The sequence below is a fragment of the Pseudomonas sp. 3A(2025) genome, assembly GCF_054589175.1.
The window spans coordinates 251,997-263,759 of record NZ_BAAILM010000039.1; the positions used below are offsets into that span (position 1 = coordinate 251,997).

Consider the following 11,763-nt stretch of genomic DNA (forward strand, 5'->3'; position numbering starts at 1 on the left):
CTCTTTTGAACGCCCTCGACGAACTCGATTTCGACAACCGCTTTGCCCGCCTGGGCGATGCGTTTTCCACCTCGGTATTGCCCGAGCCCATCGACGAGCCGCGCCTGGTCGTGGCCAGTGAATCGGCCCTGGCACTGCTCGATCTGGACCCGAGCCAGGCCGAACAGCCGTTGTTCGTCGAGGTGTTCAGCGGCCATAAACTCTGGGCCGAAGCCGACCCACGGGCCATGGTCTATTCCGGCCACCAGTTCGGCGGTTACACACCACGCCTCGGTGACGGCCGCGGCGTGCTGCTGGGCGAGGTGCGTAACGACGCCGGTGAGGTCTGGGACCTGCACCTCAAGGGCGCCGGGCAAACGCCGTATTCGCGCATGGGCGACGGCCGCGCCGTGCTGCGCTCATCGATCCGCGAGTTTCTGGCCTCCGAAGCCCTGCATGCACTGGGCATCCCCACCAGCCGGGCGGCCTGCGTGATCGGCTCCAGCACCCCGGTGTGGCGCGAAAAGCAGGAGCGCGCAGCGATGGTGCTGCGTCTGGCGCAGAGCCATGTGCGCTTTGGCAGCTTCGAGTATTTCTACTACACCCAACAGCCCGAGCAGTTGAAAGCGCTGGGCGAGTACGTGCTGGCCAACCACTACCCGCAGTGCCTGCAACAGCCCGAGCCGTGGCTGGCGATGTTCACCGAGATCGTCGAGCGCAATGCCGAACTGATTGCCAAATGGCAGGCCTATGGCTTCTGCCATGGCGTGATGAACACCGACAACATGTCGATCCTGGGCATCACCTTCGATTTCGGCCCGTTCGCCTTTCTCGACGACTTCGACCAGAACTTCATCTGCAACCACTCCGACCACGAAGGCCGCTATTCCTATAGCAATCAGGTGCCGATCGCCCAGTGGAACCTCAGCGCGCTGGCGCAGGCACTGACGCCATTCATCAGCGTCGAAGCCCTGCGCGAAGCCATCGGCCTGTTTTTGCCGCTGTACCAGGCCCACTACGACGACCTGATGCGCCGCCGCCTGGGCCTGACCAACGCCGAAGACGACGATGCGCAACTGGTCAGCCAGCTACTGCAACTGATGCAAACCGGCGGCGTCGACTATCACCTGTTCTTCCGCATGCTGGGCGACCAGCCAGCCGCCGATGCCATACGCCGCGTGCGCGACGACTTTATTGACCTCAAGGGTTTTGATGCGTGGGGTGAGCGGTATCTTGCGCGCATTGCCCGTCAGGATGACGGGACCGAGCAGGAACGGCGGGCGCGTATGCATGCGGTCAATCCGCTGTATGTGCTGCGCAATTACCTGGCGCAGAACGCTATTCAAGCGGCGGAACAGGGCGATTATGAAGAAGTGCGGCGCTTGCACCGGGTGTTGAGCAATCCGTTCAACGAGCAGGCGGGGATGGAGGAGTATGCGAGACGGCCGCCGGATTGGGGCAAGCATCTGGAGATCAGTTGTTCTTCGTAGAGATAATCTCGGTCCACGTAGGAGTGGCTTTAGCCGCGAACGGTGCCGTCTGCTTCGCGGATAAATCCGCTCCTACGACAGTGGTGCGCCCAAGACTGAGCACGCCTCCTTTTAAGGACTCAGTGAAACAGGTGAAGAACAATCGCCCCAACCAACACCAGAAATATACCAACCACCTGAATGGTTAGCAGTCGCTCTTTGAAGAAAAGATAGCCCAATACAGCGGCAATGCCTCCCGACAAGGTACTGATGACGGTTACCACAGAAACAGAACCGTTAGTGGCACCAAACGAGAACGCCGAAAAGCCACCAAGGTTCAACAAGCTTGCACTGGTCAGTGTGCCAAAACTTTTGGCGGAGGGTAATTTCAAACCTGAGTCGACTTTCAACACCAGGAAAAACAGGATGAGCACGCCTACCGCGTACCCCAACCACAGCATGGTAATCGGACCTAACGACGGCAGCGTATATTTACCTTGAATCCAGAAGCTTGCGCCATACAGGATGGCGGCGAGTAATCCATAAATAATAGATGCTTTGTTCTTGCGTTTGTCTTCACCCTCGGCACTGTCATGTGCACTCGTCAGTAAAACGCCAATCACGCAAACGGCGATACCGGCAAACTGAGTGAAAACAATGATGTCGCCACTCGCCCACGCCAATATCGTTGTGAATACACCGTAAGACGTTACAAGTGGCGCAACAATAGCGGCCTTGCCCAAAGCGAAAGCCTTTGACAGCGCCAGCGCTCCGGCGACCGTGAATATCGCTGCTATGCATCCCAACATCCAGTCTTGTACAGGTGCGGATATCGACTTTACGAGATAGGCCGGGTAGATGAGCAGTAGCGCACTCATCAGAATGAAGCCTAACGCCTGACCAAAAAAAACGGCTCGTTTGACACCCACGGCCCTGGCGTTCAATCCCACAAGGAAGTCTGTGCCGCCCCAAAATAACGCAGCGACAAAGCCCATTAATATGTCCATGACAAGTTTTCTACTGGATGGCGGGAGGACGACAGTGGATTATTTGTAGGAGCTCTTCCAGTCACTAGAGCAGAAACGAGATGTTTCTTAGTGTTTTTTCAGACTATTCCTACAAATAAGAAAATAAAATGATGGTCATTAATCATTACTGCTGAGCGGTCGATATCGGCGGTTGCACGCGTGCTAAATGCCCGGTATCTTTCGTCCGTCGCCCACATGGCGATCGGGTTTGACGGCCTGAATTACCTGAGGCGCACAAGCGCTACCATATCGACTGCTGGCGCTTTTTTTGTGCCCGCATGTTGTGTTTATGGCGGCTGTGCGTGGGAGACCTTCGGGTCTGCCGGCCTCCTTGGGTAACCGGTCCGTCAACCTGCGCACAGCTGCCACCCTCATTCGTTTGACGGCGAACCGTGGCAGCTCCACTACCCAAGGAGCAACACCCATGACATTCACTACCAACACCGCCACACCCGCACTTCACCGCCGTAAAGCCTCAACCTGACCAGCTCACCCTGCCACACCAAGGGATCGCACCCTCCATCAGGATGGTCGCGAGGATGACCTGTATTCCAAGGCCATAGGCCGGCGGAGATCAACATGAAAAATAAAAATGACGCATCGGCGTCAACGGACCCGGCTTGCCTGAAAAAAGCCACCGAGCTGTTTTTTGTCGTACACCCCAACGTCGCCACGCCGCTGTTTTTGGGTCTTGCCACCCAAGGGAGGCAGGCATGAACGACTCCAACACGCGATCCACATTCGATCACCTGCCCACCCTGTCACCCCGCCCGGACCACGCCCCCGACTACACCGGCAAGCGGCGCGGGACCATGACAGCCATTGCCTGGTATCGCCCAAGCCGCTCGGGCAAAGGCACATTGTGGCTGTGTCGCTGCAATTGCGGCTTGTATGAGTATCGGCGTCCGGGAACCTGGGAATCCAGGCCGCACCCGGACGACACCTGCGAAGTCTGCCTGCGTGCCAAAGGGCCGAATGCCAGACAGACCGCACCGGAGCGTCTGCGCCAATGGGTCGATAGCTTGCGTGCACTTGGCCTGACCGAGACGGAGGTTGCCTGGTTACGCGAGTCGGGCAGCGGGGTGGACACCCGAGGCAAGACGGTCGCCGAAATACGCGAGCAGATGGCCGAGAGGATGTGAGAGCACGTGTAAGCGCGCTTGCCGGAATGCCGGACCACCGCGACCGGCTGCGTAGCAGTCGTAAATTTTCAACGCTTCGCAGATTTTTGTGAGCGCTTCGCACTCAATCGCGGGCAAGCGCGCCTACACTGTGGTGTGCCCAAGACTGAGCACGCCTCAGGCATTGAAAATCAAAGATAAGAGCTCAGCTGATAATTTAGGCCACTGGGGAATTTTATAGGGCAGAGCTCCGCTATTCTCGTGAGTTGCTCAGGCGAAACATCGTACACAAAACAAAAACACTCAACCTCATCCCACGCCATGATGGCGGTAAGCGCCTCAAGTGAAATTGGCAACTCCGCTTTGAAGGCATGGAAGTCCTCATTACTTCTGTATCCATACATAATATGCTTTATGATTCTATTCTCCCTTTAGGACTGACGATTACGATCCCGTACCTGACGGTCTCCCACCACCTTGCCTGATTTTTATATCAGCGCTGATTCCGCACTTGTTGACACTCCCTACAACAACCACAGAAAGATCCTACAGACCAAAATTAACAAAAGTGGTTTGATGCTGTCCGCCGTGACGATGGTCTTGAATAAAGCGATACACGCCCGCTTGCTGACCGCGCAACCGTACCCCCAGCATCTATAAATAAAGGATTTTCTCTTGAGCACATCGAACAAATGGATGATGTCAGGAACCGCCTATTATCTCGATTTTTTCACGGCACCGCTGTTCATCCTCCTCGCATTATGCATTGGTAACTTTCAGCCCGCTCAGATGTTTTTTGGCTTGCTGATGTGGTCGCTACTTGAATATGCAGTGCATCGATTTCTGTTTCATTCACTCTACCGCTGGGAACACTGGCCCCATCATGTCGATGTACTCGCCTACATTGGTGTTTCCAGCTGGAAGACCAGCTCGGTCTATGCAGGCCTCCTGCTGCTGGCATCGTTCACTGGCTTGACCTCGGCTTTCGCTGGGCTGGTATTGGGCTATTTCAGCTATATTTCCCTGCACTACGTGATGCACCGCCCACGGCACTGGGCCTACCGTTTCATTCCTGGACTGGTGGCCAACCACGATTTGCATCACCGCAAGGGGATCGAGAAGAATTTTGGTGTGTCTTCACCGCTTTGGGACTTTATATTTCGCACGTATTGGCGTGAAGAGGCAGTAAAGGAAGAAAATAATTCAGTACATGGCAATGGGTAGAACCGTAGAGAAGCTCTAAACTGAAAACCTATTACTGAGTGCCTTAGGAGCGACTCTGCATTATCGCTCTTAGCCACGAAGTCAGACACGTGTCATTAGAAAAACCTCCAGGCCGGCAGGGATCTTGACTGAACACGCCTGTTCAATTCGCGTGATTTGTTTGTCATCCAAATGATGATCATTTGCAACCATCCACTCATGCTCCCAGTCCATAAGCTTCTTCAAGTCATCCAGCGTTATTTTAATTTCCTGCTCATAGCAGGAATAATTCTCTTCAGGAAGAAAACCCCGAACAAAATGTTTCATGGGCTCAACCCTCGACAGATTTTCGGTTTTATTTAAACCCAGGCCTCATACAGAACCTTCTCCAGCCGCTTGCTGACCTCACCCGCTTAGCACCTCTCGCAGCAATTTATGAGACAAGACTAGACATAACAATCCAATTGAAAAAACAAATCATCGGGAAAAACTAATCCACTTGCTTTCTCAATTTCCAAAAGCTGACTCACCGATAAATCATAGACATAGATACAATCTTCATCAGTCGCCCACCCCATAATACTCTTTAGCTCACTTAGCTTTATCGAAACATGCTGTCTGTACACAGCAACATCCGCGCCAGACTTATAGCCCATCACCCTATGGTTCATAGTTAGCTCCGTGAAATCTATTCCTACGCTATTGCTGTTACCTCAAGGCAAGGAGCACTCTTCCTGAACAACCCCATCAGGCATAGCAGTTCAAATGAAGTTCCAGATCTTTGGGAAATTCTAACGAACAAACCTTTTCAATCACCATAACTTGCTGCCCAGTCAGTTTGTATACATAGAGAAAATCATCATCCTCAACCCACCCCATGATGGGCTTTAACTCGGCCACCGTCAGCGAAACATCCATCTTGAACGAAGGAATCTCTTCTGCTGGAGCATACCCTCTGATTGCGTGCTTCATGAGCTCATAACTCCTCAAAGAAACTATTGATAGCAAGTCAAATAATAATCAAGCCCCTTCGGAAAACTCAATGCGCTCACCCTTTCGATACTCGCTGCCTGGTCAGTTTCTAACTGACAATCATAAATAGCATCCTCATCACTTTCCCATCCCATAATCACCTTCAGCTCCTGCAGAGAAATATTTAAATCCTGACTAAAAACCACAAAATCTTCACCTAGCACCACACCTTTAGCCACATACCTCATAGTTTTATTTCAGGCAGTTGTCATTAAAAAAAGCTCCAAACCCTCTGGAAATTGAGTATTACAAGCCTGCTCAATTTTTCTGATTCTATGTTCATCGAGTCGATAATCATAGACGACCCAGCTCTCATCCTCCCACTCCATCAGAGCCGTCAGATCAGAAACACTAATTTTTATAATCTGTTCGTAACATGGAAAATCTTCATCCGGTAAAAAACCTACAACCGTATGCTTCATGGCTCTATTCTCCTTTTCGGATCTGCAGATTTGGTTTGAGTACCTGTTTCATAATTGAATTCACCAAGATGCTTACCACGCTTATTATATTTTTCAACAGCCCCATGCTGGAAATCCCATTCGTAGATAGTCCCGTCTCACGCCCTCCAGCGTGGCCTTAATGAACCGCCACCTTTAACGGAGCCTTTTGGCTTGACTTTCGTGGCGTCCGGAAATGCCGGCAAAAATTCAGGCTTTGGATGATATCCCAGCCCATTCAAGCTCAGCACAATATAAAGCGGCGCCACCCCGGCCCCCACCGGGAACACCAGAATAAAATCCTTGTATTCCGGCGGATAAATCGGATTAACGATGATGTTGTCAGCCTGCGGCGTCGCCGGGAAAACCCAGATATGCGGTGCCTGTGGCGAGGCTTCCAGTGCGGGTATTCCCAACGTGTCGGCAGGATCTACCGACGGCGTCCAGATCAGTTCAATCCCGCCACCCAGCTCCGCGACTTGCTCGGCACCGCGCGGTTGAAACCGGACAACATCCACTTCCTCCCACTCACGGTTGTTGCCGGTGTAGAAGGCATATCCCTTTAGCCGACCGTCTGCTTGCTGCTCGACATTGATGCGCACCCGGGTTCGGGCTCTATTGAGCGCGCGCAGTTGCTCTTCGGAATACAGGGCGCTGTCGCCCAGACTCGATGACCAGAGCAGTGCGGCAAGCCCTGTCAACATGCCTGCGGCGACAGGGGCGGTCACGACGCCGGCTAATGACAACCTGCCAAGCCCCGTCGGCAGGGTATCACCACCTATATTTTCCAGCGGCAGCACGCCGGCACTGTTGACCGTGCGACCGCCCAGAAAAGCATGATTGCCGTAACGCCTCAGGCTCTCGGTCGGCACAAAGCCGTTGGGGTCCCGATAGTCGGTAATCGCATCGGGCAGCAGGCACGACTTGGCGAATATGCAGCCCTTGATCTTGATAACCGGCGCAGGAGCAGGCTCTGGCTGAGGTTTTGGCGCCTGCGGTTTGACCGGTCGAACAACGTATTGGTCTTTACGAACCTGCTCGATTTCCTTTTCCCGCTGTTTCTTTAACCACTGCTCATGACAAACCTTGCAGTGGTGCCCTGCCCACGGTTCGTCGGCCATCTGCATTTATCCGCAAAACAAAGCCGGCGACTCTACTCAGGCAGGTTCATCACTACATGGATGGAATGTAATAAAGTGCGAGGTGATTTTTTATCAAAATATCAGTGATCGCCCTGTTTAAAGGGGACTTCACCTATACAGACTTACGAATTAAAGAAACATCCAGAAAGACTCTTGATCGACAATTAAATACCAACAAACCAAAACTTCTTCCGCACACGCACCGACGTCTGATTCTTCCGTAGGAATCGTCCTTAAACGCCCAAACGCGCCCCCGACCCGGCCATTTCAACCTAGCATTCGCTTCTCCAACCCACAGAGGAAGCAGTGCCATGCCATTTGTAGTCAGGGAAGGCGATTCCACCACCACCGGCGGTTTCGTATTGGCCGCCTCCGCCACGGATGTGATCGACTTGCGCCGGGTGGCGCGCATGGGTGACCCAGTGTGGTGCCCGGCGTGCAAGCGTGTCGGGTTTATCGCGCAGGGCAATCCGACCTGGGTCGACGAGCAGGTCGCCGTGGCCACGCATGGGCATCAGGTGCAATGTGGCTGCAAGCCAGGCAGCAATTGCGTGAATGCCTCTCAGGAGAACTTCAAGGCCGATATGGAGGCGACCATTGCCATCCCGGACGACCTGGCCGAAACCGCGCGTGAAAACGCTCGGCAATTGACCCTGTCGATCAAGGACGGAACGTTCAACTCAAGACTGTTCCGCCCGATTGCCTGATCACTCTTGCGCGTGGGTTTCCAGATAATGGTGCAAGTCCACAAACTGTTGGGTCAGCTTGTGCCGGGGGTCCAGATGGATCAAGGGCAGGTTGACCTGGTGCGACTCGCGCATCTTGACCGAAGCGTTGAGGTACACCGGCAAGACCGGCAGACCCTCGGCAATCAGTTCGTTGAGCATCTGCTGCGGCAGGCTGGCACGGGGCTGGAACTGGTTGACGATGATGCCTTCGACCTGCAAGTCCTCGTTATGGTCTTCCTTGAGGTCTTCAAGCTCACGGATCAGGCCGTAGAGGGCCTGGCGGGAAAAGCTGTCGCAGTCGAACGGAATCAACACCTTGTTGGCCGCGATCAGGGCCGACACCGCATAAAAATTCAGCGCTGGCGGGGTGTCGATGTAAATGCGCTCGTAATCTTCATCCAGCGAATCGAGCAGTTTGCGCAGTTTGTTGATCTTGTGCTTGGCCTCAAGCTTGGGCTGCAATTCGGCTAGTTCTGCGGTGGCGGTGACCACATGCAGGTTGTCGTACGGCGTTTCGTAGATGTCGACATGGTTCTTGCGGGCGAACGGTGCTGAAGACAGCGTGTTCTTGAAAAACTCGGCGATCCCCATCGGAATATCGTCGCCGGTGAGCCCCGTAAGGTACTGAGTCGAGTTGGCTTGGGAATCAAGATCGATTAGCAGTGTCCTATAGCCCTCGTTGGCACTGACCGCTGCCAGATTGCAGGCGATGCTGGACTTGCCCACACCGCCCTTTTGATTGAACACCACGCGACGCATGTCTGGATCTCCCTGATAGGTAAAAACTGAACGGACCAGTCTGATCAGTCAAACCTACCGAGTCTAGGCGATGTATGTGACATTTTTGTGTACACCGCCAAATCGGGCGTGATCATGGCCATATAGCTGCAATAACGCCGCCTTCAGTCGGAAACAGAGAAGCGGTACACAGATAATGTGTAACAAATTTGCTACGCATGACCCCCATCAGGATAATGCGCGCACTCGGTCAAAAGTCACGCCAAGGTCGGTGTCGTTCCGGTATTCACGGTACGAAGTAGTCAGCCCGCAGGGGCGGGAAGAAAATCTTTGATCACGTTCAACATCGCACAATGGCGTGCCTGGGCTCCTGGCCTGGCAAGCGTCGATGACTGGCACCAGTGGAGCCAGAATCCGGCGCTGCTGCCTGCCAGCGACGAGGCCCCGGATGTCTCGTTTCTGCCAGCCATGCAACGCCGACGTCTCGGGCGCATGGCACGCATGGCGTTTGCCGTGGGCTGGCCACTGGCTGAAGGCTACGAGCATCTGCCGCTGGTGTTTGTCTCCCGCCACGGCGAAACGCCTCGTACCTTCGACATCCTTCGTGACCTGGCCGCCGACGAGCCACTGTCACCGACTCAATTCAGCCTTTCAGTGCATAACGCGGTCATCGGCCTGTGGTCGATCATGCGCGGCTCGACCTGCGAAATGACCGCCCTGGCAGCGGCCGGCGATGGCCTGGAGCATGGCGTGTTCGAAGCCGCCACGCTGCTGGCCGAAGGCGCACCGGCGGTGCTGCTGGTGGTCACCGAAGAGCAGCCGCCGCAGGCCTACGCGCAGTGGATCGACGATGTACCTTTTCCGTATGCCGTCGGCCTGTTGCTGACACCCGGCAGCGACTGGCAACTGACCTTGAGCAGCGACGCACAGGATGTCGAAGGCCCTGACTGGCCTCACGCGCTGAACCTGCTGCGCACCCTCAATACCGGGCAATCCGCCTGCCAACATCCGTGGAACAAGCGTTTATGGAACTGGCAACGCAATCACTGAACAAGCCTCGCGACGCCTATTACTGGCGCTTGCTGGCCACTGCAATCAGCTTTGCCCTGTTCGGCATCGGCGGCCTGTGCCTGCGCCTGATCATTTTTCCGCTGCTGGCCTGCCTGCCGGGCGACAAGGCCAGCCATCAGCGCCGTGGCCGGCGCACCATCAGCCGGCTGTTCTGGTTGTTCATTCGTCTGATGGCGCGCATGGGCGTGCTGACCTATGAAGTGCGCGGCGCCGAGAAGCTTGGTCGTCCGGGGCAGATGATCATTGCCAACCACCCCTCGCTGATCGACGTGGTGTTCCTGATCGGGCTGGTGCGCGACGCCAATTGCGTGGTCAAGCGCAGCCTCTGGGACAACCCCTGCACCCGCGGCCCGGTGCGCACCGCAGGCTATGTCAGCAACGACGGCAGCATGGACATGCTCGACCTGACCGTCGATGGCCTCAAATCAGGCCAGACCCTGATCATCTTTCCCGAAGGCACGCGCACCACGCCGGGCAAGGCGCCGGCCTTTCATCGCGGGGCGGCGGCCATTGCCCTGCGCGGGGCGCGGGTCATTACCCCGGTGACCATCAAGGTCAGCCCCACCACCCTGACCAAGGCCGAACCCTGGTACCGCATTCCGCAACGCCGTGTGCATTTTTGCCTCACCGTGGGGGCCGACATCGACCCCGACCGCTTTGCCGTGCTTGGCCCGGCGCCTCTGGCGTCGCGCAAACTCAACGATTACCTGCATGACTATTTCATCAAGGAGCTCGCCGCAGATGAGCGATCTACACCGGGACATTAAGCAACTGATCATCGACGCACTGGGTCTGGAAGACATCAGCACCCAGGACATCGGCAACGACCAGATCCTGTTCGGCGAAGGCCTGGGCCTGGACTCGGTCGACGCCCTGGAGCTGGGCCTGGCCATTCAGAAACGCTACGGCATCAAGATCGATGCCGAGGCCAAGGACACCCGTTCGCACTTCACCAGCGTCGACAGCCTCGCGGCCTTCGTCAGCGCCAGACAGCCGGCCTGAGGACTGATCATGCAAACCCGTGAAGACATCTTCGAAACCCTGCGCAGCGCCCTGGTCGAGCTGTTCGAGATCGAACCCGAGCGCGTCACCCTGGACGCCAACCTGTATCAGGACCTGGAAATCGACAGCATCGACGCCGTCGACCTGATCGACCACATCAAACGCAAGACCGGCAAAAAGATCGCCGCCGACGAATTCAAGTCGGTACGCACGGTCAATGACGTGGTCGAAGCGGTCTACCGGCTGGTCAACAGCGCCGCATGAAGCGGCTGGTCAGCCTGCTGCTGGTACTGGTCGGTGTGCTCTATCCGTTTGCCGTGTATGCCGGCATGGAGCACTTCGCCCCCTGGCAATTTGCGTTGCTGCTCGCCAGCCTGTGGCTGGCCCGCGCCGTCACTGGCGAGCGCCGTCCGGGTAGCCTGGCGATGGCGCTGGTGGCCCTGACGTTCTGCCTGCTGCTGGCAGTGCTCGATAGCCCAAGGGTGTTGCGTTGGTACCCGGTATTGATCAGCGCCTTCATGCTGTGCCTGTTCGGCACGAGTCTGATACGCGGCATGCCGATCGTCGAGCGCATGGCACGGCTCAGCGACCCTGATTTGCCCGAGGTCGCGATTCGTTACACGCGCCAGGTAACGTGGGTGTGGTGCGGTTTTTTTCTCGTTAACGGCCTGATCGCCGCCAGCCTGACGCTGTGGGCGCCGCTGCATTGGTGGGCGCTGTGGACCGGGCTGATTTCCTATGGATTGATGGGCCTGCTGTTCGCAGGTGAATGGATTGTCCGCCGGCGTGTCAGAGGCGGCGCATAAAAAA

General features: G+C 55.7%; 18 protein-coding genes and 1 pseudogene. 10 read left to right on the top strand and 9 right to left on the bottom strand.

What is annotated here, in order from left to right:
• Positions 1–5: 5 nt before the first annotated feature.
• A complete protein-coding gene (gene selO, locus ACYP2A_RS16670; protein WP_459746656.1) occupies positions 6–1,469 on the top strand; it encodes a protein adenylyltransferase SelO in 1,464 nt (487 codons plus the stop codon).
• Between the two features lie 119 nt (positions 1,470–1,588).
• On the opposite strand, the gene ACYP2A_RS16675 is transcribed toward selO, so the two are convergent.
• A complete protein-coding gene (locus ACYP2A_RS16675) occupies positions 1,589–2,443 on the bottom strand; it encodes a DMT family transporter (protein ID WP_459746658.1) in 855 nt (284 codons plus the stop codon).
• Between the two features lie 612 nt (positions 2,444–3,055).
• On the opposite strand from ACYP2A_RS16675, the gene ACYP2A_RS16680 reads away from it, so the two are divergent.
• Together ACYP2A_RS16680 and ACYP2A_RS16685 are read left to right on the top strand one after the other, a co-directional pair.
• Entirely contained in the window at positions 3,056–3,193 is a 138-nt protein-coding gene (locus ACYP2A_RS16680) for a hypothetical protein (protein WP_459746659.1), read from the top strand.
• Positions 3,190–3,618, top strand: coding sequence for a hypothetical protein (locus ACYP2A_RS16685; protein ID WP_459746661.1), 429 nt, complete (start codon positions 3,190–3,192; stop codon positions 3,616–3,618). Before ACYP2A_RS16680 ends, ACYP2A_RS16685 begins: the two co-directional genes overlap by 4 nt.
• Before the next feature lie 170 nt (positions 3,619–3,788).
• On the opposite strand, the gene ACYP2A_RS16690 is transcribed toward ACYP2A_RS16685, so the two are convergent.
• Positions 3,789–4,001: a DUF7683 domain-containing protein gene (locus ACYP2A_RS16690; RefSeq protein WP_459746662.1), complete on the bottom strand. Its 213-nt coding sequence runs from the start codon at positions 3,999–4,001 to the stop codon at positions 3,789–3,791.
• Positions 4,002–4,272: 271 nt separating this feature from the next.
• Between ACYP2A_RS16690 and ACYP2A_RS16695 the strand changes: the two genes are divergently transcribed.
• Entirely contained in the window at positions 4,273–4,821 is a 549-nt protein-coding gene (locus ACYP2A_RS16695) for a sterol desaturase family protein (RefSeq protein ID WP_459746664.1), read from the top strand.
• Positions 4,822–4,902: 81 nt separating this feature from the next.
• On the opposite strand, the gene ACYP2A_RS16700 is transcribed toward ACYP2A_RS16695, so the two are convergent.
• The 6 genes and pseudogenes from ACYP2A_RS16700 to ACYP2A_RS16725 all read right to left on the bottom strand — a co-directional run bounded on the left by ACYP2A_RS16700 (position 4,903) and on the right by ACYP2A_RS16725 (position 7,393).
• Positions 4,903–5,127: a hypothetical protein gene (locus ACYP2A_RS16700; RefSeq protein ID WP_459746665.1), complete on the bottom strand. Its 225-nt coding sequence runs from the start codon at positions 5,125–5,127 to the stop codon at positions 4,903–4,905.
• Positions 5,128–5,246: 119 nt separating this feature from the next.
• Positions 5,247–5,471, bottom strand: coding sequence for a hypothetical protein (locus ACYP2A_RS16705; protein ID WP_459746666.1), 225 nt, complete (start codon positions 5,469–5,471; stop codon positions 5,247–5,249).
• A gap of 76 nt (positions 5,472–5,547) precedes the next feature.
• Positions 5,548–5,772, bottom strand: coding sequence for a DUF7683 domain-containing protein (locus ACYP2A_RS16710; RefSeq protein WP_459746667.1), 225 nt, complete (start codon positions 5,770–5,772; stop codon positions 5,548–5,550).
• A 23-nt stretch (positions 5,773–5,795) separates the two neighbouring features.
• Positions 5,796–6,011: a DUF7683 domain-containing protein gene (locus ACYP2A_RS16715; RefSeq protein ID WP_459746668.1), complete on the bottom strand. Its 216-nt coding sequence runs from the start codon at positions 6,009–6,011 to the stop codon at positions 5,796–5,798.
• Between the two features lie 18 nt (positions 6,012–6,029).
• A complete protein-coding gene (locus ACYP2A_RS16720; protein WP_459746669.1) occupies positions 6,030–6,254 on the bottom strand; it encodes a hypothetical protein in 225 nt (74 codons plus the stop codon).
• Positions 6,251–7,393 (bottom strand): annotated as a pseudogene (locus ACYP2A_RS16725) (colicin E3/pyocin S6 family cytotoxin). Before ACYP2A_RS16725 ends, ACYP2A_RS16720 begins: the two are co-directional and overlap by 4 nt.
• 332 nt (positions 7,394–7,725) lie before the next feature.
• On the opposite strand from ACYP2A_RS16725, the gene ACYP2A_RS16730 reads away from it, so the two are divergent.
• Entirely contained in the window at positions 7,726–8,121 is a 396-nt protein-coding gene (locus ACYP2A_RS16730) for a PAAR domain-containing protein (protein WP_459746670.1), read from the top strand.
• On the opposite strand, the gene ACYP2A_RS16735 is transcribed toward ACYP2A_RS16730, so the two are convergent.
• Positions 8,122–8,901, bottom strand: a complete 780-nt coding sequence (locus ACYP2A_RS16735; protein ID WP_459746671.1) for a ParA family protein — start codon at positions 8,899–8,901, stop codon at positions 8,122–8,124.
• Positions 8,902–9,210: 309 nt separating this feature from the next.
• On the opposite strand from ACYP2A_RS16735, the gene ACYP2A_RS16740 reads away from it, so the two are divergent.
• From ACYP2A_RS16740 to ACYP2A_RS16760, 5 genes are read left to right on the top strand one after another with little or no spacing between them, the layout of a single operon-like run.
• A complete protein-coding gene (locus tag ACYP2A_RS16740) occupies positions 9,211–9,930 on the top strand; it encodes a beta-ketoacyl synthase chain length factor (RefSeq protein ID WP_459746672.1) in 720 nt (239 codons plus the stop codon).
• Positions 9,906–10,718, top strand: a complete 813-nt coding sequence (locus tag ACYP2A_RS16745; RefSeq protein WP_459746673.1) for a lysophospholipid acyltransferase family protein — start codon at positions 9,906–9,908, stop codon at positions 10,716–10,718. Before ACYP2A_RS16740 ends, ACYP2A_RS16745 begins: the two co-directional genes overlap by 25 nt.
• A complete protein-coding gene (locus ACYP2A_RS16750; protein ID WP_459746674.1) occupies positions 10,693–10,953 on the top strand; it encodes a phosphopantetheine-binding protein in 261 nt (86 codons plus the stop codon). Before ACYP2A_RS16745 ends, ACYP2A_RS16750 begins: the two co-directional genes overlap by 26 nt.
• 9 nt (positions 10,954–10,962) lie before the next feature.
• Positions 10,963–11,217, top strand: a complete 255-nt coding sequence (locus tag ACYP2A_RS16755) for an acyl carrier protein (RefSeq protein ID WP_459746675.1) — start codon at positions 10,963–10,965, stop codon at positions 11,215–11,217.
• On the top strand, positions 11,214–11,759 hold the full coding sequence (locus ACYP2A_RS16760) for a COG4648 family protein (RefSeq protein WP_459746676.1): 546 nt from the start codon (positions 11,214–11,216) through the stop codon (positions 11,757–11,759). Before ACYP2A_RS16755 ends, ACYP2A_RS16760 begins: the two co-directional genes overlap by 4 nt.
• Positions 11,760–11,763 lie beyond the last annotated feature (4 nt).